This window comes from Vibrio ostreicida, from assembly GCF_013074385.2.
In the GTDB taxonomy this organism is placed as follows: domain Bacteria; phylum Pseudomonadota; class Gammaproteobacteria; order Enterobacterales; family Vibrionaceae; genus Vibrio; species Vibrio ostreicida.
The window spans coordinates 144007-164284 of sequence record NZ_JABEYA020000007.1 but is presented as its reverse complement, the minus strand read 5'-3'; the positions used below and the strand labels follow the sequence as shown (position 1 = coordinate 164284).

22 protein-coding genes are annotated in these 20278 nt (G+C 45.4%); 17 read left to right on the top strand and 5 right to left on the bottom strand.

The window, feature by feature from the left end; genetic code table 11:
* Positions 1–338: 338 nt before the first annotated feature.
* Together HLM86_RS12220 and HLM86_RS12215 are read left to right on the top strand one after the other, a co-directional pair.
* Positions 339–1364, top strand: a complete 1026-nt coding sequence (locus HLM86_RS12220) for a porin (RefSeq protein ID WP_170882966.1) — start codon at positions 339–341, stop codon at positions 1362–1364.
* Positions 1365–1441: 77 nt separating this feature from the next.
* Positions 1442–2101: a DUF2057 family protein gene (locus tag HLM86_RS12215; protein ID WP_076587047.1), complete on the top strand. Its 660-nt coding sequence runs from the start codon at positions 1442–1444 to the stop codon at positions 2099–2101.
* Between the two features lie 99 nt (positions 2102–2200).
* Here the strand turns inward: HLM86_RS12215 and bioA are convergent, their stop codons facing one another.
* The gene (gene bioA / locus HLM86_RS12210) at positions 2201–3481 is read right to left on the bottom strand and encodes an adenosylmethionine--8-amino-7-oxononanoate transaminase (protein WP_170882964.1); all 1281 of its coding nucleotides are present in this window, start codon (positions 3479–3481) and stop codon (positions 2201–2203) included.
* Between the two features lie 127 nt (positions 3482–3608).
* Between bioA and bioB the strand changes: the two genes are divergently transcribed.
* The 4 genes from bioB to bioD are packed head-to-tail and all read left to right on the top strand — an operon-like array spanning position 3609 to position 7279.
* Positions 3609–4661, top strand: a complete 1053-nt coding sequence (gene bioB / locus HLM86_RS12205) for a biotin synthase BioB (RefSeq protein WP_076587042.1) — start codon at positions 3609–3611, stop codon at positions 4659–4661.
* Entirely contained in the window at positions 4633–5793 is a 1161-nt protein-coding gene (locus HLM86_RS12200; protein WP_170883002.1) for an 8-amino-7-oxononanoate synthase, read from the top strand. The genes bioB and HLM86_RS12200 overlap by 29 nt, the downstream gene beginning before the upstream one ends.
* Positions 5793–6596 (top strand): malonyl-ACP O-methyltransferase BioC, encoded by an 804-nt coding sequence (gene bioC, locus HLM86_RS12195; protein WP_076587039.1) that lies wholly within the window; start codon positions 5793–5795, stop codon positions 6594–6596. Before HLM86_RS12200 ends, bioC begins: the two co-directional genes overlap by 1 nt.
* Entirely contained in the window at positions 6593–7279 is a 687-nt protein-coding gene (gene bioD, locus HLM86_RS12190) for a dethiobiotin synthase (RefSeq protein WP_170882962.1), read from the top strand. Before bioC ends, bioD begins: the two co-directional genes overlap by 4 nt.
* Before the next feature lie 59 nt (positions 7280–7338).
* Here bioD and HLM86_RS12185 read toward each other — a convergent pair whose 3' ends face one another.
* Positions 7339–7506 (bottom strand): hypothetical protein, encoded by a 168-nt coding sequence (locus HLM86_RS12185; RefSeq protein WP_170882961.1) that lies wholly within the window; start codon positions 7504–7506, stop codon positions 7339–7341.
* Positions 7507–7826: 320 nt separating this feature from the next.
* Here HLM86_RS12185 and htpX point away from each other — a divergent pair, with 320 nt between their 5' ends.
* From htpX to HLM86_RS12140, 9 genes are all read left to right on the top strand, one after another.
* The gene (gene htpX, locus HLM86_RS12180) at positions 7827–8690 is read left to right on the top strand and encodes a protease HtpX (protein ID WP_076587035.1); all 864 of its coding nucleotides are present in this window, start codon (positions 7827–7829) and stop codon (positions 8688–8690) included.
* Positions 8691–8872: 182 nt separating this feature from the next.
* Positions 8873–9292 (top strand): nuclear transport factor 2 family protein, encoded by a 420-nt coding sequence (locus HLM86_RS12175; RefSeq protein ID WP_076587033.1) that lies wholly within the window; start codon positions 8873–8875, stop codon positions 9290–9292.
* Positions 9289–10014, top strand: a complete 726-nt coding sequence (locus HLM86_RS12170; RefSeq protein ID WP_076587031.1) for an SDR family NAD(P)-dependent oxidoreductase — start codon at positions 9289–9291, stop codon at positions 10012–10014. Before HLM86_RS12175 ends, HLM86_RS12170 begins: the two co-directional genes overlap by 4 nt.
* A gap of 11 nt (positions 10015–10025) precedes the next feature.
* Positions 10026–11300: an NAD(P)/FAD-dependent oxidoreductase gene (locus tag HLM86_RS12165; protein ID WP_170882960.1), complete on the top strand. Its 1275-nt coding sequence runs from the start codon at positions 10026–10028 to the stop codon at positions 11298–11300.
* Complete coding sequence (locus HLM86_RS12160; protein WP_083949305.1) at positions 11300–12127, top strand: DUF1365 domain-containing protein; 828 nt, start codon at positions 11300–11302, stop codon at positions 12125–12127. Before HLM86_RS12165 ends, HLM86_RS12160 begins: the two co-directional genes overlap by 1 nt.
* Positions 12120–13358, top strand: coding sequence for an SAM-dependent methyltransferase (locus HLM86_RS12155; protein WP_076587027.1), 1239 nt, complete (start codon positions 12120–12122; stop codon positions 13356–13358). The genes HLM86_RS12160 and HLM86_RS12155 overlap by 8 nt, the downstream gene beginning before the upstream one ends.
* A 1-nt stretch (position 13359) precedes the next feature.
* Complete coding sequence (locus HLM86_RS12150) at positions 13360–13884, top strand: DUF2878 domain-containing protein (protein ID WP_076587025.1); 525 nt, start codon at positions 13360–13362, stop codon at positions 13882–13884.
* Positions 13841–14389 (top strand): chalcone isomerase family protein, encoded by a 549-nt coding sequence (locus HLM86_RS12145; protein ID WP_342745380.1) that lies wholly within the window; start codon positions 13841–13843, stop codon positions 14387–14389. The genes HLM86_RS12150 and HLM86_RS12145 overlap by 44 nt, the downstream gene beginning before the upstream one ends.
* A 1-nt stretch (position 14390) precedes the next feature.
* On the top strand, positions 14391–14918 hold the full coding sequence (locus tag HLM86_RS12140; RefSeq protein WP_076587021.1) for a DUF3833 domain-containing protein: 528 nt from the start codon (positions 14391–14393) through the stop codon (positions 14916–14918).
* An 85-nt stretch (positions 14919–15003) separates the two neighbouring features.
* Here HLM86_RS12140 and purB read toward each other — a convergent pair whose 3' ends face one another.
* From purB to mnmA, 3 genes are all read right to left on the bottom strand, one after another.
* Entirely contained in the window at positions 15004–16374 is a 1371-nt protein-coding gene (purB, locus tag HLM86_RS12135; protein WP_076587019.1) for an adenylosuccinate lyase, read from the bottom strand.
* A 144-nt stretch (positions 16375–16518) separates the two neighbouring features.
* Positions 16519–17136, bottom strand: a complete 618-nt coding sequence (hflD, locus tag HLM86_RS12130) for a high frequency lysogenization protein HflD (RefSeq protein ID WP_076587017.1) — start codon at positions 17134–17136, stop codon at positions 16519–16521.
* Between the two features lie 30 nt (positions 17137–17166).
* A complete protein-coding gene (mnmA, locus tag HLM86_RS12125) occupies positions 17167–18288 on the bottom strand; it encodes a tRNA 2-thiouridine(34) synthase MnmA (RefSeq protein WP_076587015.1) in 1122 nt (373 codons plus the stop codon).
* Positions 18289–18472: 184 nt separating this feature from the next.
* Here mnmA and HLM86_RS12120 point away from each other — a divergent pair, with 184 nt between their 5' ends.
* Positions 18473–18742: a hypothetical protein gene (locus HLM86_RS12120; RefSeq protein WP_076587013.1), complete on the top strand. Its 270-nt coding sequence runs from the start codon at positions 18473–18475 to the stop codon at positions 18740–18742.
* Between the two features lie 210 nt (positions 18743–18952).
* Entirely contained in the window at positions 18953–20257 is a 1305-nt protein-coding gene (locus HLM86_RS12115; protein WP_076587011.1) for an inosine/guanosine kinase, read from the top strand.
* Positions 20258–20278 lie beyond the last annotated feature (21 nt).

Genomic DNA, 20278 nt, shown 5'->3' with positions numbered 1-20278 from the left:
AGAGTTTTATTCTTTATATTAACGTTATATTAACGTTTATCAGCGTTTAATATTAAGAACTTTAGATATCATTATTAATGATAGTTTAGTTATTTTGACTATAAGCTGTTCAATTATTGCTGTGCAATCTGTTTAACTTATTGAATTTAATGATATTTATAGTTTTTTATTTGTTTTTTTATAAGATTTGACAGCTAAGTGATTCTTTTGCAATCTAGGCAGCGAAATTTAGTGATGACGACATCTGGCCAATTTAGAGTTCTGAGTTGTCATCAAAAAACATAAAGGAAACCGAGCAGCGGATTTCCTACATTCTATAGAAAAGGCAGTGGATTATTATGAAAAAGACTCTAGTAGCTCTTTCAGTTCTAGCAGCGGCAGCAAACGTAAATGCAGCTGAGATTTACTCTACAGATACGTCTAACGTATCTCTAAAAGGTGAAGTTGATGCTTACCTTGCAACAACTGACGTAAATGACGTTAAAACAGACCCATTTGTTTCAGTTTGGGGTAAAATCCAGCTTGATGCAGAGCACAAAGTTAATGATTCCCTAACAAGCTTTGCTTCTTTCGAAATCGAATCTGGTACAGACGTTTACGACGCTAAAACAACAAACAATGCATCATTTGACGACATGTACATCGGTGTTAAAACTGACACTTGGGGTGTAGCAGTTGGTGAAGTTGGCGACCTAGCTTCTTCTATGGATGCTATCGAGAAAGACGACATCACTAACGAAGGTAAGTACTTTGGTACTGCTGGTGGTCACCGTAACGAATCAAACGGCAACGGCATTGTATTCAAGTCTGAGCTAACTGATGGTCTAGTATTTGTTGCTGACGTAAACACAGAGTCATCTGAAACTATCGACAACACTTACGGTGTGTCTCTTGACTGGGCTATCAACGACATCTTTACCGTTGGTGCTAGCTACGTAAATGGCGAGCAAGCTGCAGACGTTGATTACTCAATCGCTGGTATCTCTGCATCTGCTACTGTTGAAGGCTTCTACTTTGCGGCAACTTACGGTCGTTACGAAGGCATCAACGAGTGGGGTCTATTTGCAGACACAGCTGCATACTACGAAGGCGACGCTTACGGCCTAGCAGCTTCTTACACAATTGAAAAAACTCGTCTTTACACAACGTTCGCTGTAATGAACAACGATGAATCAGTAACTTCTTCTGTTAGCGCTAACGCTGATGGTGAGATGAGAAACCTAGTTGTTGGTGTTGACTACGCAGTTATGGACAATGTTACGCTATTTGGTGAATACCAAGCAGCTGACACGTCAAACGACTTCGCAGCACTTACTAACCAAGATGCAGATACCTTCATCCTAGGTGCATACTACACATTCTAATTACTTGTTAATTTGAATTATCAAAGCCAACGCGTTAGCGTTGGCTTTTCTGTTATAAAAGGAACCACAATTTGAACATGCTCAAACCTCTATTTGTTTCACTATTGGCTTCGGCAGCTTCGTTTTCGGCGTTGGCTGTGGACATTGATTTAGCCAATGGTATTGGGACTGAAGTCCTCAATGGCAAAACCGTTAAGCAGGAAACCTATAATGTAATTGAGGGTGACAATCAGTTTGTGTTCGAGTTTAGCGGTAAGCTTAGAGATGGCCATAAGCGCACATATTATTCTTCTCGCCCCTACATCGTGACTTTGGACCTAGCCACGGCCCAGACACTAGAAGTGGAATTACTCTCCACTAAGCTGAACAAAATCGAACGATGGGTCGATAAAAAACAACCGATCTTTCAATTTAAAATTGATGGAAAAGTGGTTGAAGACCACCAAGAGTTACTGCCTCCTGCGGAAGGCGTGTTTCCATACTCCAATGTTCCCGAGTTGGTTAAGACCTATAACAAAGAGCGCGGCTTGGTGTTTGATTCTGGTAAGGTAGTCGAACTAAAAACGGAACTGGCTAAGCTGGAGCAGACGTTACCCAATGCATCAGGCGCCAAAGCGAGCACGATCATTGCCGGTGTGGCGGAAACGGAAAATACGTTAAAGCTCAAACTCTGGTATCTGCGGGCCAGCGATGAAGAGCGTAAAAACTTTCAGCGTTGGATGATTGATCAAAACTAAAATTTTTAAGATAAAGGCTTCCAGAAGGAAGCCTTTATACCAAGGAAGTTTGAGTGGCTACTCTCGTCGACTCAGCAATGGAAGCTCGTTGGGCATCACTCATTCAATAAAACATTCTCGTTGCTGCAATACTGCGGTGACGGCATTGATTAAGGCTTCTATGTGCCAGCGCTCACTAATAAAGGGTGGCATCATATAAATGAGCTTGCCGAACGGCCGTATCCACACCCCATGTTCCACAAACACCGCTTGTATTTTCTCCATATTGACGGGGGAAGTGGTTTCGACCACACCAATTGCTCCAAGCCACCTCACGTCCGCAACCCGTTTATAGGTGTTCAGTGGCGGTAAAAGCTCAGCAAAAGCCGCCTCAATGGATTGAGTTTGGGCTTGCCAGTGATTTTGTTCTAGCAGTTCCATACTGGCTGTGGCGACGGCACAAGCGAGTGGGTTAGCCATAAAGGTTGGACCGTGCATAAAGCACCCAGCTTGCCCTGAGCAGACCGTATCGGCGACCTCTTTCGATGCCAGTGTTGCTGACAGCGTCATATACCCACCGGTTAAGGCTTTACCAACACACAAGATGTCGGGCTTAATGTTGGCGTGTTCGCAAGCGAACATTTTACCTGTCCTACCGAATCCTGTAGCGATTTCATCGAGGATCAGTAGCAATCCGTATCGATCACACAAGCGGCGTACGCCTTGCAAAAAGGTAGGATGATAGATCCGCATGCCTCCAGCCCCTTGAACAATGGGTTCAAGGATCACGGCGGCAATGTCATGATGATGGTGGATAATTTTTGCTTCAAAATCATCCAGATCAGTGTCTGCCCACGGCTTGGAAAATCCAGTGTTGGGTGATTGCGCAAAGATATGTTCGGGGACAAACCCTTTGTAAAGGGCATGCATTGAATTTTCCGGATCGGTGACGGACATGGCGGCGAAGGTATCACCATGATAGCCATCTCTGAGAGTTAAGAACTTAGGCCGGTTTTCGCCTTTTGCATGCCAATATTGCAATGCCATCTTTAGACTGACTTCAACAGCAACGGATCCAGAATCAGCGAGAAATACATGCTCAAGGTTATCGGGTGCCAGCGTCAGCAATTTTTTACACAAGTTGATGGCGGGTTCGTGGGTGAGCCCGCCAAACATGACATGAGACATTTTTTCGAGTTGTTTTTGGGCGGCCTGATTGAGGTGTTCATGGTTATAGCCATGGATGGCGGACCACCAAGACGACATGCCATCAATTAATTGACGGCCGTCTTCGAGCTCAATAAAGACTTGTTGTGCACGAGCGACTGGATAACAAGTCAGTGGTGTAAGAGTTGAAGTATAGGGGTGCCAGATATGGCTGCGATCGAAGTTTAGATCCATAATAAACGCTCGTATTGGTTTCTTTTTAATCAGTTGTAAACTTTTGATTTTTAATTGTGTTGACAGTTTAACCCCTAGAGTTAGACTAGCCAAGTTAATAAACCAATAACCATCGTAAGGAATTCATGTGGAAGTGCGTCATAACTGGACGGTGTCTGAAGTCAGGCAACTGATGGAAAAGCCGTTTATGGATCTTATGTTCGAAGCTCAAACTATTCACCGTCAGTATCAGCAAACCAATCATGTGCAGGTTAGTACGCTGTTGTCGATCAAGACGGGAGCCTGTCCAGAGGACTGCAAATACTGCCCGCAAAGTGCTCGCTATCAAACCGACGTTGAAAAAGAGCGTTTAATGGAAGTCAAACAGGTACTTGATGCCGCCAAAAAAGCGAAAAATGCGGGCTCGACGCGTTTTTGTATGGGCGCGGCATGGAAGAACCCTAAATCACGAGATATGCCACACCTCATGGAAATGATTAAAGGCGTCAAAGGGATGGGGCTGGAAACTTGTATGACCTTGGGGATGCTGACTCCGGTACAGGCCGAAGAGCTGGCTGAGGCAGGTCTAGACTATTACAATCATAATCTGGATACCTCCCCTGAATTTTATGGCAGCATTATTACTACCCGCACATATCAAGACAGATTAGACACCCTGTCACATGTTCGTGATGCCGGTATGAAAATCTGTTCGGGAGGCATTATTGGCATGGGAGAAAGTACTAACGACAGGGCCGGTCTTTTGATCGAATTAGCCAACCTTCCCACTCAACCAGAAAGTGTCCCTATCAATATGCTGGTTAAGGTCAAAGGTACGCCCTTAGAAGAAGTCGAGGATGTTGAGCCTTTTGACTTCATTCGCCTTATTGCCATTGCTCGTATTATGATGCCACAGTCGGCTGTGCGGCTGTCCGCAGGTCGTGAAAATATGAATGAGCAAATGCAGGCACTCTGTTTTATGGCGGGGGCAAATTCGATCTTTTATGGGTGTAAGTTGCTGACGACGCCAAATCCGACCGAAGATAAAGATATGCAGTTGTTTAACAAACTGGGTATCAATAGCCAACAAGTATCGCAACGTCCGGATGAAATCGAAGAAAATGATTTGTTAGACAGGGTTGTGGAGCGTGTTGCTGCAAGACCTGAGGCCGATGATTTGTTTTACGATGCTACCGTTTAATCATCGAATAGCACAAGCCCTACAACACCGAAAAGCGCACGATTTGTCGAGAAGTGTGCAGGCAGTTTGTTCGGGGAATACGGTCAGTTTACACCGTGGCAACCAGTCTTTTGTGAACTTTTCGAGCAATGATTATCTTGGGCTAGCGGCGGACAAGCAACTGGCTCAAGCGTGGAGCAAAGGATTGAGCCTGTTTGGCAATGGCAGTGCTGCATCGCCCTTGGTCACGGGCTTCTCTCCGGCCCATCAAAACCTCGAATCTGCACTCTGCGACTGGCTCGGGTATTCACGCGCCATTTTGTTCAGTTCGGGCTTTTCTGCCAATCAAGCCTTGTTGTTCAGTGTGTTAGAGAAGGGCGACCTACTGTTACAGGATAAGCGCAATCATGCATCGTTAATGGAAGCAGGGCTGCTTTCTCCGGCGACGATGAAGCGCTTCCGCCACAACGACACTGATCATTTGCAAAAGTTAATGACGGGACCGGCCTTGGTGGTGACAGAGGGCGTGTTTAGTATGGACGGTGATTTAGCGCCACTCGCGGAGATGAATACGCTCGTGCGAGATAAATCTTGGTTTATGGTGGACGATGCTCATGGGGTCGGCATTATGGGTGAACAAGGGCGGGGTAGTTGTTATTGCGCGGGTATTCAGCCTGATTTATTGGTGGTCACTTTTGGCAAAGCGCTCGGCCTTTCTGGGGCGGCAATACTGTGCAGTGAGGAAGTGGGTGATTACTTAACCCAATTTGCACGCCACCACGTTTACTCTACGGCGTTGCCTCCTTCCCAAGCTTACGCCCTTACCTACGCGATAGATATGGTGCGCACCCAACAGTGGCGCAGAGACAAATTGGCGGAGCTGCAAGATGAATACGACCAGTATTTTGGCCAATTTGAGGGTTACCAGATGACGACCACACCCATCAAACCTTTACTGCTGGGAGAGTCACAACGGGCGCTGAGAGCGTCTGAAGCTCTTAAGCAATCGGGTCATTGGCTGACGGCGATTCGTCCTCCGACGGTGGCCAATAATAGCGCACGCTTAAGGATAACACTGTCTGCCAATCATACACGTCAGCATATTAGGGCATTGGCCCATGATTTTGAGAAAACAATGGAAAAGGTGAATTAATGGAGCAGGCGATTGTTGATCTCGACGTCGGCCTTGATGATAAAACCGCGATCGCAGAAGCATTTGGTCGGGCAGCGCATACCTATGATGCCCACGCCTCTTTCCAGAGAGATGTAGGCCATCAGCTCTTGGCGCAATTGCCCCATGACCTGCGTGGTAAAAGGGTATTGGATTTAGGTTGCGGGACGGGTTTTTTTTCTGAAGAACTTCGCCAACGGGGCGCGAATGTTGTGTGTTGCGATCTTTCCCTTGAAATGTTGCTTATGGCCAAGACACGATGTGGTCAGAAAGACGTTATCTACCAGCAAGGTGATGCAGAGTCTCTGCCAATGGCAACCAATACGTTTGACTATGTCTTCTCGAGTCTCGCACTTCAGTGGTGCCAGGACTTATCGAGACCACTTAAAGAAATGCGCAGGGTGACGAAACCCGGTGGGCAGTTGGTGTTTTCGACCTTGCTGGAGGGTTCTCTCAAAGAACTCAAACGCGCTTGGGCATCAATTGATTCATATCAACACGTCAATCATTTTGTCACGCTCAATCAGGTAAACATTGCGTTAGCGCAAGCGGATTGCAGCGAGCATGATTTAGACTTGCCCGCTATCACCGTCTGGTATGACAGTGCATTTTCTTTGATGCGTGACCTAAAAGGGATTGGCGCCAACTATGTGAGTGGCCGTTCTCATGGGTTAACGCGTCGTCATTCTTTGATTCAAGTGGAGAAAGCGTATCAGTTGTACCGGAACCAGCAGGGCCTTGTGCCGGCTACTTATCAGGTTTGCTTAGGGGTAATTTATCTATGATTGATGCATTTTTTATTGCAGGGACGGATACTGACGTTGGCAAAACCGTCGTTTCGAGAGCTATTCTCGATGCGTTGGCGGACAAAGAATTTAAAACGATTGGCTACAAGCCCGTTGCCGCGGGGAGTCAAGATATGGGTGAGGGGTATCGTAATTCTGATGCGCTCTACCTTCAAAGTGCTTCGACATTGGATGTCGACTATGAAGATGCCAATCCTTACGCGCTTCATTTACCCGCATCTCCCCATATCGCGGCGCAAAAAGAGGGCGTGGAGATACAATATTCGGTTCTGAGTGAAGCGCTGGCCAGACACAAGGACAAAGCCGATGTTGTTTTGGTTGAAGGCGCTGGAGGATGGAGAGTTCCGATCAGTGCATCCGATTGTTTGTCGCAATGGGTTCAGCAAGAAAAGCTGCCCGTTGTGTTGGTTGTGGGTATTAAGCTTGGTTGCCTGAGCCACGCTATGCTGACCATGGAGGCGATTAAAGCGGATGGCCTTGATGTGGTCGGCTGGGTGGCGAATCTGACTCATCCGGATACTGAGCATTATACGGATATTATTATGATGCTAGGCGAGAAAATTGGTGCGCCAAAGTTGGGTGAAATTCCTTATGTCCCGAGCATAAAGCACAAAAAATTAGGAAAGTATATTGATGTTGACGCCTTGGTCGCCAAGGAATAATCAACAAGTAAAGGCTGCCCGTTGGCAGCCTTTACTTTCACAATACTGAGCGGGTGTGGTTACTTTTCTACGTCTATGCCCACCAATGCTTGCTGCATATCCGAGATGTGGCTTTGATTCTCTTGCTTTGAAGCCAGCCCGAGTTGTTCCATTGCATCTTGCTGTGAAATCCCAAGATGGCAACAAAGTAAGTCAATTGCCATTTGATAGTTGCTAGCCTCAACCATGATTTTTGTCCTTTTGCCTGTGGATTTTACTTTGTCCTCAATTTACCACGAACAAATCCAGCTACAATAAGACCAAAGTCTAACGCATTGTTATCAAAGCTTTTGCTTTTCGTTTCCAATATTCACCATGTGAATATCTTGGTTGTTTTGTCGAAAACAAATGTTTCAATTTGTGCCTAGCCCTTGTGTTGGAAAGGGATAGACTGTATCTAGTAACCATAAATAAACGCTTTAGCGACAACGATATGTTTGAAGTGGTTTTGTAAATAATCATTTTGGGTTTAAAAATTAGAGAAAGCTTTTAGTTTCGGAGAAAAATAATGAAGCGTGTAATGTTGTTTTTGGCAACGAACTTGGCCGTTATCTTGGTCTTGAGTGTTGTGTTAAATATTGTCTATGCCGTGACCGGCCTAAAACCAGGCAGTTTGTCTGGTTTATTGATTATGGCGGCCGTGTTTGGCTTTGGTGGCTCACTTATTTCTTTGATGCTGTCGAAGCGTATGGCGCTGCGCTCAGTGCGAGGAATGGTGATTGAAAGCCCACGAAATGAGATGGAACACTGGTTGTTAGAAACGGTGCGTCGTCAGTCGCATCAGGCAGGTATTGGTATGCCAACGGTGGCGATTTACGAGGCCTCTGACATCAATGCGTTTGCTACCGGAGCGAAACGTGATGATTCTCTTGTCGCAGTGTCAACGGGTTTGATGCACAACATGACTCGTGATGAAGCGGAAGCGGTGCTGGCTCATGAAGTCAGCCATATTGCCAACGGTGACATGGTCACCATGACGTTACTGCAGGGTGTGGTGAATACTTTTGTCATTTTTTTATCGCGCTTTATTGCAAATATGGTGTCTTCCAATGGAGATAGAGAAGAAGGGGGGAGTAATGTCCTTGTTTACTTTGGTGTCTCTATGGTACTTGAAATGGTATTTGGTTTTTTGGCGAGCTTTATCACTATGTGGTACAGCCGTCATCGTGAATTCCACGCCGATGCTGGGGCGGCACAGTTGGTCGGTAAGCACAAAATGATTGCCGCACTTGAACGCCTCAAAATCAGTCATGAGTCGCAACTTGAAGGCTCGATGATGGCCTTTGGTATCAATGGTAAACGTTCGGTGACTGAGTTGCTTATGAGTCACCCTCCGTTAGATAAGCGTATTGAAGCCCTTCGAAACAGCTAACCAAATGATTTAATTTAAAAGGCCTGAGTTTATCTCGGGCCTTTTTTGATCCTACCGACCTGATTGGCCGTAGTAAAAACCTGATTAAACTTTTACAGACAAAATATTTGTATAACGATCAGCGCTCATCTATTCTGATATGCATTATACAAAAAAATATTTTGTACAACATTGGGGGATGCATGGACGTCGAATCAGTCGGTCATATCTATCAGCAATTGAACAAAAACAATCTGCACCTGCTTCATGATGTGTACCACAATGATGTCATCTTTGAAGACGGCGCGCATCGACTCGAAGGGTGGAGTTCACTCAAGGCCTATTTTGATACGTTGTACACTAATGTGAATCGATGTCAGTTTGACATCAAAGAACATCAGCAGTTAGGGGAGGTTGGGTTCCTGACTTGGGTGATGACGTTGGAGCACCCAAAACTGCAAAGTGGTCAGGCGATAACAGTCAATGGTGTCAGCCACTTAAAGTTTGCTCAGGGGCGGGTAGTGTATCATCGAGACTACTTTGATTTAGGCGAAATGCTGTATGAGAACCTCCCATTACTTGGGACGGTAATAAAATCCATCAAGAAGAGGTTGGGGCAATGAACTGCGTTTTGATCACGGGTGCGACGTCGGGGATCGGCAAGCAACTGGCTAAAGATTATGCGTTGAGTGGTTGGCAGGTGATCGCATGCGGTCGAAACGTCTCAGCGCTTGACAACCTGCGTCAATTTTCGCCGCTGATTGAGACAATAAGTTTTGATATTACCGATCTTGTTCAAACCAAAGACATGCTGTCAAAACTGGACAAGCAACCCAACTTGTGGATTTTGAATGCTGGGGATTGTGAGTATATCGATCATGGCGTTATGGACGCGGCGTTAGTCAAGCGTGTGATGGATATTAATGTTTTGGGTGTCGTCAATGTGATAGAAGCTTGTCAGCATGGCTTCAAGGTGGGAGACAGACTTGCTCTGGTCGGGTCCATTGCAAGTGAGGTCGCCCTGCCGCGAGCTGAAGCATACGGCGCATCAAAAGCAGCGGTGAGCTATCTGGGGCGAGCATTACAACTGGATCTGGGTAAAAAGGGCGTCGCAGTTTCCCTTATTTACCCCGGTTTTGTTAAGACCCCACTGACGGACAAAAACACGTTTAAAATGCCTATGATGGTCTCCACAGAAGAAGCGTCAATGTCGATACGAGTAGGGTTAGAAAAAGGAAAATCTCATATCTATTTTCCCAAGCGGTTTACTTTACTGCTGCGTCTGTTTGGCGCTTTGCCCTATCGCTGGCAGTATTTAATCAGCGCAAAAAAAATGTCTAATTAGAGGGGGCTGAAATGAAAATCGCAATCATCGGGACGGGAATTTCAGGGCTTACCTGTGCCTACTATCTTAATAAAAAACACGATATTACTGTGTATGAAGCCAACGACTACATTGGTGGGCATACGGCGACTATTGATGTCACACATCAAGGAAAACAGTATGCTGTCGACACCGGATTTATTGTTTATAACGACAGGACTTATCCTCATTTCATGGCATTAATGGCCGAAATTGGTGTTGTAGGTCGGCCGACGCAGATGAGCTTCAGTGTTCGTAATGATGACTGTGGTCTAGAATACAATGGCCATACCTTGTCGACCTTGTTTGCGCAAAAAAGAAACTGGCTTAATCCGCGATTCTATGCCTTCATTTACGAGATATTACGCTTCAATAAGCGCGTCAAAAAAGCGGTTGAAACGGACAAAAATAGTGAACTAACGCTAGGGCAGTTTCTCACGACGCATGGGTTTAGCCATTATTTCTGTGACAATTATATCTTACCCATGGGGGCGGCGATCTGGTCGTCAACGTTAGCGGATATGAGAGCGTTTCCGCTGTCTTTTTTTGCGCGTTTTTTTCTAAATCATGGCTTATTGGATGTGACAAACCGACCTCAGTGGCACGTTATTGAAGGTGGCTCGCGAGCGTATATCAAGCCTTTAATTGAAGCTTTTTCCGAAAAAATACAGCTCTCTACACCCGTTCGATCCGTTCAGCGTGATGCAAGAGGCGTGAGCGTTGAGGTCAATGGGCAACGTCACCGCTATGATGAAGTGATTTTTGCTTGTCATAGCGATCAGGCTCTTGCGTTGCTTGAAGAGGCAGATACCACCCAAAAGGAGATTTTGAGCCAGCTTGACTATCAGGCCAACGAGGTGACGCTGCATACTGATGACCAGCTATTACCGAAATGTAGAAAGGCTTGGGCTTCGTGGAACTATTGGCTGGATGGGTCTGCAGGCGAGGAGCATCGCCCGCCGATGTTGACGTACAACATGAATATTCTTCAGCATATTGATGCGCCTGTGACCTTCTGTGTGTCACTCAATAGCCTCGATCAGATTGATAAGAAAAAGATTGTGAAGACATTTACCTACCATCACCCTGTATTTAGTCAGCAATCCATGCGTGCCCAACAGAGGCGATCTGAAATCAATGGCGCTCATCATACTTGGTTTTGTGGGGCTTATTGGTATAACGGTTTCCACGAAGATGGTGTCAGGAGTGCATTGGATGTTGTCATGGACATTGAGGCTCGTGATGCACTTCATCGAGGGGCTGCGTGATGAAAAACACGAGTGCTTTGTTGGTCGGGCAAGTGAGGCACAGGAGATTTTCGCCCATGTTGCATCGACTTGTCTACCCGCTCTTTATGCCCTGTCTGGATCTGGACCATATTGATGATGTGGAGAAAAGCGTATGGGGGTTTGGGAAAAAGTGGTGGCATTGGGCGCGTTTTAAACGCTCGGACTACGTCGGGAAAGGGGACTTGAAACAAGCGGTGTTAGACAAAGTTTTCGAGCTGACAAAAGAAAGGTTAACTGGGCGTGTAGAGGCCGTTATCCACCTACGTTATCTGGGGCTCTATTTCAGTCCAGTCAACTTCTACTATGTTTATAGTCATCAAGGTGTTTGGCGTTATGTTCTTGCGGAAGTCAGTAATACGCCTTGGAATCAAAAGCATTACTACGCCATACCTGCTGATGATAAGCAATGGAGACATGACAAAGCGTTTCATGTTTCTCCTTTTAATCCGATTAACCAAGAATATCGATGGAAGTTAAAGCCTTTGAATAACGCGTTATCAGTGCACCTCGAATGCCATCGAGAACACAAGGAATTTGATGCGACCCTGAGTATGGTTAAGCAGCCATTCACGTCAAGAAACTTGGCAACTCACTTGATGTCGACACCCTCCATGGCGATAAAGATGCTATTGGGTATCTATTGGCATGCTTTCAAACTCTGGCGTAAAGGGGCGCCCTTTTATCCTCACCCTGATTCTAATCGGCAGACGAACGAGACTGGCCATGACGATGCTGACAATAAACTAACCCCAAGCTCTGAACAGACTAAATTAAGACAAGAGGTTAAGGAGCAACACTATGATTAATGCCCAAACTTTGCCTTATCCAAAACCATTAAGTGCCATACAGAAAACCTCTCGGAGCCTGATAGTCAATTTTCTATCTAGGCTGTCTTTTGGAGCGTTGACTTTGATAGAGTCATACCAAGAAGAACCGTCCAAAAGGGTAATGGAATTTGGTCAAACCGGTGGGCTGCATGCGGTGATTGATGTTAAAGATCCAGATTTTTATGTGCGACTCTTGAAAGGAGGGAGTATCTCTGCAGGAGAAGCTTATATGGACGGTTGGTGGGATAGCCCTGATTTGACGACCGTAATAGAAGTGATGGCACTCAATTTGAAAACAATGGATGCGATGGCAAAACGCAATAGTTTACTCGCTCGTTTATCCTATAAATGGGGCCACTGGTTTAATCGCAATACCCAAAAGCAAGCGGAAGCCAATATCAGTGCCCATTACGATCTCAGTAATGATCTCTACAGCACTTTTTTAGACGATGAAATGTTGTATTCAGCGGCATGTTTTGAACAAGAATACGACACACTTGAACAAGCGCAAATCAATAAAATGATGCGGTTGTGTAAGCAGCTCAAGCTGACGTCTACTGACCATGTTATTGAAATTGGGACGGGCTGGGGTGCAATGGCGATTTTTATGGCGGAGAACTTTGGCTGTAAAGTGACCACGACGACGATTTCTCAGCAGCAATATGAGTATACCAAAACAAAGATCAGGCACAGAGGACTTGAAGGTCAAATAACTTTGCTCAAACAAGACTATCGAGTTTTGAAAGGGACATTTGATAAGTTGGTGTCGATAGAGATGATCGAAGCGGTAGGGAAAGAATACCTCCAGTCGTATATAGAAAAGTGTCAGTCTTTACTCCGCCCTAGCGGTTTGATGGCGATTCAGGCGATCACCATTGCAGACCAAAGGTATGATTATTATTCCAGCCATGTCGACTTCATACAAAAATACATTTTTCCGGGAGGGTTCCTTCCTTCGGTGACGGCATTAACTCAAGCGACGACGAAACACAGTGACCTTATTTTAAGGGACCTATTTGATATCGGTTTAGATTATGCTCAAACCCTCAAAGAATGGCGAAAGCGTTTCAATGCAGCGGAAGGTAAAGTGCGAGAGTTCGGATTTGATGAGCGTTTCATCCGTATGTGGAATTATTACTTTTGCTACTGTGAAGGCGGTTTTAATGCGAAGCGTATTAGTACGGTACATATGACATTTGAGAAACCTTGATATGAGCACGTGGCGTCTTCTTATTTACTCTTGTTGGTTTCAAAGCCTCTGGTTTGTGGCGATTCTTGGTAAAGAAAGCTTGCAATGGTTGCTGGTCGTCATGGTGTTGGCAACCTATATATACAGTTATTCGGTAATGTCGATTAAGCTTTTCCGATTGTTGTTGTTGTCTGTGGTCGGGGTGGTTGTTGACGTTGGCAACATGGTGTTTGGTCTTTTCAGCTTTTACCAAGGCGGCTTCCCCATTTGGTTAGTTGCACTTTGGCTGATCTTTGTTTGGTACGCGTATTTTCTTGCACCACTATTGACCCGATACCCGATAGCACTCGTATCTATTGTCGGAGGCTGCGCTGGGGTGTTGAGTTATTTTGCGGGTTATAAGTTGGGCGCGGTTGCATTCCCTCTTAATACTTTGAATACGCTGTGTGTTTTACTGGTTGAATGGGTAATGTTGATGACCCTTATCGTCAAGGTGTTTGGTTATGATCTTAAAAAAACGGTTGTGCATTCTGAGCATGATGTTTAGTGCGGTATTCTCCAATTTCGCCGCTGCATCCTTAGGGTCAAAATCGAAAAACTGGTCGGATTGGAAGGAAGTGGGCAATGCTCAACTCAGTGTTCTTTTCTTCGACGTTTATCGTTCCCAATTGCTGACCCCTTCTGGACGGTATCAGCAAGGAGAAGATATCACTCCTCATCCTTTGGCACTTTCCATTAATTATCAACGGGACATTAGCCAACGCCAATTGATAAAAGCGACGCAGGAGCAATGGGAAAAGCTGGGTTATCTTGAGACCGCAGAATGGGTCGCACAACTTGAAAGCATTTTTCCTGATATCGAAAGGGGGCATAATTTGACCTACGTGACGGATGGTGTGGTTGGACGATTCTTTCATTCTTCTGATCAAGGCGACAAAAATCAGCTCATAGGGGTTGTCAATGACCCCCATCTTAATGATGCCTTTCTTGCCATCTGGCTGTCGCCAGATTCCGACTATCCGCGTTTAAGGCGACAACTAATTGGTGAGTAATATGAAACAATGGGTCTCTGTGGTTTGGCTCTTTATTGCTGTGATCGTCAGTGGGTGCAGTGCTGATGTGAAAGACTACAAACAGACGTCTCCCACCTTTAACCTGTTTGACTATTTTCAAGGTGATGTGACCGCTTGGGGGATGATTCAAGATTATACAGGCAAACAAACTCGCCGCTTTGAAGTGACCATTAATGGAACGGTAGAGGGAAATACCCTAAGACTGGTTGAAGATTTCGTTTTTGACGACGGAGAAATTGATCAGCGTATCTGGTTGATCGAAAAGGGCATTTCGGGTCTTTACCAAGGCAAAGCCGATGATATTGTTGGGGTAGCGAAGGGACAAGAAGTGGGTAATGTTTTGCATTGGCAGTACGACTTTACCCTTAACGTGAATGGCTCAGAAGTGGAGGTGACGTTTGACGACTGGCTTTATCGGCAAGATGACAAGCACGTTTTTAATTTAACGAGCATTCGAAAGTTGGGGGTAGAAGTGGGGAAAATCACGTTGTTTTTTCAAAAACACTGAGCAGAAATGACGGTAGTTGACTGACCTGTTTTATTTCTGGGTAAAAAACGGGCCCTATTAGGCCCGTCAGTAAACACCATCGTTATTACAGCTTGTCAGTCAGCTCGATTGCTTGACCGATGTAATTCGCTGGTGTCATCTCTTTCAGGCGCACTTTCTCGTCTGCAGGGATTTCAAGACCGTCGATGAATGCACGCATGCCTTCGCCATCGACACGCTTACCACGAGTTAGCTCTTTTAGTTTCTCGTATGGCTTCTCGATGCCGTAACGACGCATAACGGTTTGTACTGGTTCAGCGAGTACTTCCCAGTTCTTGTCTAGCTCAGCAAGTAGTGCTTCACGGTTAACTTCTAGCTTACTAATACCTTTCAGAGTGGAAGTGTATGCAATGATCGCGTAGCCAACACCAACACCTAGGTTACGAAGAACCGTAGAGTCAGTCAGATCACGTTGCCAGCGAGAAACGGGAAGTTTCTGTGCAAGGTGGCTAAATACTGCGTTTGCTAGTCCAAGGTTGCCTTCAGAGTTTTCGAAGTCAATTGGGTTAACTTTATGTGGCATTGTAGAAGAACCGATTTCGCCAGCAATAGTCTTCTGCTTGAAGTGACCAAGAGCGATATAGCCCCAAACGTCACGGTCGAAGTCTAGAAGGATAGTGTTGAAACGAGCAACAGCGTCGAATAGCTCAGCGATGTAATCGTGAGGTTCGATTTGAGTTGTGTACGGGTTCCAAGTTACGCCAAGAGATTCAGTGATGAACTCTTCGCTGAACTGGTGCCATTCAACTTCAGGGTAGGCAGAAAGGTGAGCGTTGTAGTTACCGACTGCACCGTTGACTTTCGCTAGAATATCAACGCTTTCGATTTGCTTGAATTGACGTTCCATACGGTACGCAACGTTCGCCATCTCTTTACCCATAGTAGAAGGAGAAGCTGGCTGACCGTGTGTACGAGACAGTAGAGGAATATCGCGGTACTCGTTCGCAAGTGCCTTGATAGCATCGATTACGTTACGAATTTCTGGAAGAATCACAGTGTCACGAGCTTCTTTAAGCATAAGCGCGTGAGATGTGTTGTTGATGTCTTCAGAAGTACAGGCAAAGTGAATGAATTCGTTAACTGCGTGAAGCTCAGGAACGCCAGCAACTTTCTCTTTCAAGAAGTATTCAACGGCTTTAACGTCGTGGTTCGTCGTACGCTCGATCTCTTTGATACGCAGAGCGTCTTCTTCGCTGAAGTTAGCGGCTAGTTCATCAAGAAACTGGTTAGCTTCTGCACTGAATGCTGGCACTTCTTTGATTGCATCAGTTGCTGCAAGCTTTTGTAACCAACGAATTTCAACGATAGAGCGGTACTTTAGTAGTCCAAATTCACTAAAGATGCTGCGTAATGCCATCGTTTTACTTCCGTAACGGCCGTCTACTGGTGAAACAGCAGTCAATGCTGACAGTTCCATGATGTTCTCCTGAATTGTGTTTCTAAATTTTGTGCGTTTATACCAATAACATGGAACATTGTCACGCATATTGCGCAAACGTTTGCCCTTGGGTTGTCTTGGCTTAAAAAATTGGATTACTCACTGCTAAGGTGAAAGTGGGGGTCATACTCGGGCAAGCAGCTTTGTTGCTTGCTCTAGCATGGCCTTGCGACCGAATATCAAATGACGTCGTTTCCCACCAACTTGTCGCCAAAGCACGGCGCTGCGGATACCAGATAACAGCAGTGCTCGAATTTTATGTTGATTTGCGGATTGCTGTAACATTGAGGGGGAGCCGGTTATCTGAATTCTTGGTCCTACTGGGCTGATGACATCGAGGTAGACGCTGGCCAAATTGCTGATCATCTGATCGTCAAACAAGTCAAAATGTTCAGTCTGACGTTCTAGCACTTGAATACGGTCGGCCAACTGAGACATCGCATCTTTTCGGCCACTGAGCTTCCGCTCTAATGCGATTAAACCAATAAGATAGCGGCTAATTTCACTGCCTGAAGGTGTGCTATCGATACCTTTAACAAGGCATTCTAGACCGATTTTAAGTTCTGACTCACGGCCGAAGACACTGACTGTGTTATTTGGCTGAGTATTCAGTATGGCTTTAATGGAGGTTTCAAATGCATCAGTGTCGCAGCAACCGTTTTTCGCGACTTGTTGCACTAAAGCGACGGCTTGGCAAATTCCAGCAAATGCAATGGTACGGTCATAAAGAGTGTTGGCCACTTAATTTTACTCCTGATAATTACGACTTTGTTAAATCCGCTGTTCGATGATACCGCCACCTAAGCACACCTCGCCTTGATAGAAAACGGCGGATTGCCCTGGAGTGACAGCGATTTGCGGTTCATCAAAGATCACCTTGATCGTATCTTTGTCGATCGGAGTGATAGTACATGGTATATCAGATTGACGATAGCGTGTTTTCACGGAGCATTGTAAGGTTTCTTTAATTACTTCACGATCCACCCAATGAAGCTGAGAGGCGATCAATCCTTGAGATTTCAGTAAGGGATGTTCCGCCCCCTGAACCGCGATAAGTACATTTCTCTTCAGATCTTTATCGGCGACATACCAAGGTTCTTCGTTTCCGCCGCCCCCTTTTTGTCCGCCAATATGTAATCCTTTTCGCTGACCAAGTGTGTGGTACATTAAGCCTTGATGTTCGCCAATTTCTTTACCTTCTGGTGTTTCAATTTTGCCCGGTTGAGCCGGTAGGTAACGCGAGAGAAAATCGGTAAACTTACGCTCTCCAATAAAACAGATGCCCGTTGAGTCCTTTTTCTTCGCAGTGATCAAATCTTGTTCTTCTGCAATTCGACGGACGTCTGGCTTTTCAAGCTCTCCCACGGGAAAAAGGCTCTTGTCTACCTGCGCGCTGCTCAGCGTATACAGAAAGTAACTTTGGTCTTTGTTACTGTCGCGCCCTCGAAGCATTTTTGGCGGTTCATTGTTGGTCGGGAAGGTACGACGAACGTAGTGGCCCATCGCGATGAAATCCGCTTCTAAGACATCATCCGCAAAATCAAGGAACGCCTTGAACTTAATCTCTTTGTTGCAAAGAATATCAGGGTTGGGAGTTCGGCCCGCTTTGTATTCTTCCAAAAAGTATTCGAAAACATTATCCCAGTATTCAGCAGCGAAATTGATTGTGTGTAGATGGATTCCGAGTTTGTCACATACAGATTGCGCATCAGCCAAATCTTCGGCTGCTGTACAATATTCTTCGTTGTCATCCTCTTCCCAGTTTTTCATAAACAGACCTTCAACTTGATAGCCCTGTTGTTTGAGAAGATAAGCGGATACGGATGAATCTACGCCACCTGACATACCCACGATAACTTTCTTTTTACTGTTGTCAGTACCGTTCTCGGACATTACTTAACACCACATCAATTAACTGGAAGCAAATTCTAACAGAAACCATGGCAAGGGGACAGATCTGAGAGCGTTCTCACAATTGTGTGTTGTGGCACTGTGTTTGGGGCACAAGGTTTATCAAGTATAACGATCTTATCTATGGCATAGTTGTGCCATGTGAGAAGCGAATCAGTGAATAAAAATGAGTAAAGAGCCCCAAATTTTTGAAGAAGACGAATTGATAGAAATCGTAGAAAACCAGCTGTCTGATGGGCAACCTCGAAAAACAAAAGAAACGCTTATGAGACTGACAATGACAGGAACAGAAAGGGAAGATGCCGTTGCTATGATGGCATGTGCGGTCGCGATTGAAGTATTTGACGTGATGAAAAATCAGAGTCAGTTCAACCTCAAACGCTATTCAGATAACCTTGATCGTCTGCCTGATCTCAGTTTTATGGAGGGTGACTAAGTGATGGCCAAGTACGATGATGGATTGGAACGGCCTGCTACGATTTTGTGACATTTGAGATGTGATTGCTGCCGCTCGGTGGTTTCCACCTCCAGCCGCTGAATAATTAAATTTGTCGTGCAATCGTTTGCTATAATTCCCCTTATTGCCGCGTCTGAAGGCGCGAGGTAGAATCCGGCATCTTTTGTTCCATACTCAGAATATTTTGTTATGAAGTTTCCAGGTCAACGAAAATCTAAACACTATTTTCCTGTCCACGCTCGTGATCCATTGGTGAGTCAGTCTAAAGAAAGCAAGCAGATGTCTCGGACTCATATTATCGGTATTGATCAAACTCTGGTTGATATAGAAGCGAAAGTGAGCACGGATTTAATTGCCAAGTATCAGTTAAGTAAAGGCCACTCATTGGTGATCGACGATGAGACAGCAGAAGCGCTCTATACTGAACTGAAGGAAAATGACCTGATTAGCAACGAATATGCGGGTGGTACGATTGGTAATACACTTCACAACTATTCAGTTCTTGCCGATGATAGGTCGACTCTGCTTGGTGTGATGAGTCAAGACATCAAAATAGGCAGTTACGGTTTTCGCTATTTATGCAATACCTCGAGCCGTATGGATCTAAACTACTTACAAGGTGTTGACGGTGCTATTGGTCGATGCTTTGCGCTTATTTCCGATGATGGTGAGCGTACTTTTGCCATTAGTGAAGGGCAAATGAATCAACTGCACCCTGAGAGTATTCCCGAGTGTATTTTTGAAAATGCTTCAGCGTTAGTGTTGACCGCCTATCTGGTCCGTTGTAAACCGGGTGACCCGATGCCGGAAGCAACGCGAAAAGCGATCGAGTACGCGAAGAAATATGCTGTTCCTGTTGTGCTGACGCTGGGCACCAAATTTGTGATTCAGGAAGACCCAGTATTCTGGCAAGACTTCTTGCGTGATCATGTGAGTGTGGTGGCGATGAATGAAGATGAAGCCGAAGCTTTGACTGGCCAGTCAGACCCCCTTGCAGCATCAGATAAAACGCTTGAATGGGTTGATTTGGTTCTGTGTACATCCGGCCCTATCGGCTTATTCATGGCTGGATACACTGAAGAAGCCGCGAAACGACAAACTTCATTGCCATTGTTGCCTGGCAGCATTGCGGAGTTCAATCGCTTCGAATTTAGCCGTCCAGCAGCGAAAGCCGCATGTGAAAATCCAATTAAAGTGTATTCACATATTGCCCCTTATATGGGGGGGCCTGAAAAAATTAAAAATACCAATGGTGCAGGGGATGCCGCGTTGTCTGCGTTATTACACGATATGGCTGCGAATAAATATCATAAGGGTAATGTGCCTAATTCAAGTAAGCATGCTCATACATTTTTGACCTATTCTTCTTTTTCACAGGTGTGTAAATATTCAAACCGAGCGAGTTATGAAGTATTAGTTCAACACTCTCCACGCTTATCTAGAGGCTTACCAGAAAGAGAAGATAGTTTGGAAGAAGCTTACTGGGAACGTTAATTTTCTTAAATGATAAGGCCT

What these genes read in the sequence shown, in the direction of transcription:
- HLM86_RS12170 (WP_076587031.1), top strand. Translation starts at nt 9,289, where the DNA reads ATGAACTGCGTTTTGATCACGGGTGCGACGTCGGGGATCGGCAAGCAA.
- HLM86_RS12220 (WP_170882966.1), top strand. Translation starts at nt 339, where the DNA reads ATGAAAAAGACTCTAGTAGCTCTTTCAGTTCTAGCAGCGGCAGCAAAC.
- purB (WP_076587019.1), bottom strand. Translation starts at nt 16,374, where the DNA reads ATGGAACTGTCAGCATTGACTGCTGTTTCACCAGTAGACGGCCGTTAC.
- bioC (WP_076587039.1), top strand. Translation starts at nt 5,793, where the DNA reads ATGGAGCAGGCGATTGTTGATCTCGACGTCGGCCTTGATGATAAAACC.
- HLM86_RS12200 (WP_170883002.1), top strand. Translation starts at nt 4,633, where the DNA reads ATGATTTGTTTTACGATGCTACCGTTTAATCATCGAATAGCACAAGCC.
- HLM86_RS12115 (WP_076587011.1), top strand. Translation starts at nt 18,953, where the DNA reads ATGAAGTTTCCAGGTCAACGAAAATCTAAACACTATTTTCCTGTCCAC.
- HLM86_RS12185 (WP_170882961.1), bottom strand. Translation starts at nt 7,506, where the DNA reads ATGGTTGAGGCTAGCAACTATCAAATGGCAATTGACTTACTTTGTTGC.
- HLM86_RS12175 (WP_076587033.1), top strand. Translation starts at nt 8,873, where the DNA reads ATGGACGTCGAATCAGTCGGTCATATCTATCAGCAATTGAACAAAAAC.
- bioA (WP_170882964.1), bottom strand. Translation starts at nt 3,481, where the DNA reads ATGGATCTAAACTTCGATCGCAGCCATATCTGGCACCCCTATACTTCA.
- HLM86_RS12145 (WP_342745380.1), top strand. Translation starts at nt 13,841, where the DNA reads ATGATCTTAAAAAAACGGTTGTGCATTCTGAGCATGATGTTTAGTGCG.
- HLM86_RS12140 (WP_076587021.1), top strand. Translation starts at nt 14,391, where the DNA reads ATGAAACAATGGGTCTCTGTGGTTTGGCTCTTTATTGCTGTGATCGTC.
- mnmA (WP_076587015.1), bottom strand. Translation starts at nt 18,288, where the DNA reads ATGTCCGAGAACGGTACTGACAACAGTAAAAAGAAAGTTATCGTGGGT.
- bioD (WP_170882962.1), top strand. Translation starts at nt 6,593, where the DNA reads ATGATTGATGCATTTTTTATTGCAGGGACGGATACTGACGTTGGCAAA.
- HLM86_RS12120 (WP_076587013.1), top strand. Translation starts at nt 18,473, where the DNA reads ATGAGTAAAGAGCCCCAAATTTTTGAAGAAGACGAATTGATAGAAATC.
- HLM86_RS12155 (WP_076587027.1), top strand. Translation starts at nt 12,120, where the DNA reads ATGATTAATGCCCAAACTTTGCCTTATCCAAAACCATTAAGTGCCATA.
- HLM86_RS12215 (WP_076587047.1), top strand. Translation starts at nt 1,442, where the DNA reads ATGCTCAAACCTCTATTTGTTTCACTATTGGCTTCGGCAGCTTCGTTT.
- htpX (WP_076587035.1), top strand. Translation starts at nt 7,827, where the DNA reads ATGAAGCGTGTAATGTTGTTTTTGGCAACGAACTTGGCCGTTATCTTG.
- HLM86_RS12150 (WP_076587025.1), top strand. Translation starts at nt 13,360, where the DNA reads ATGAGCACGTGGCGTCTTCTTATTTACTCTTGTTGGTTTCAAAGCCTC.
- HLM86_RS12160 (WP_083949305.1), top strand. Translation starts at nt 11,300, where the DNA reads ATGAAAAACACGAGTGCTTTGTTGGTCGGGCAAGTGAGGCACAGGAGA.
- HLM86_RS12165 (WP_170882960.1), top strand. Translation starts at nt 10,026, where the DNA reads ATGAAAATCGCAATCATCGGGACGGGAATTTCAGGGCTTACCTGTGCC.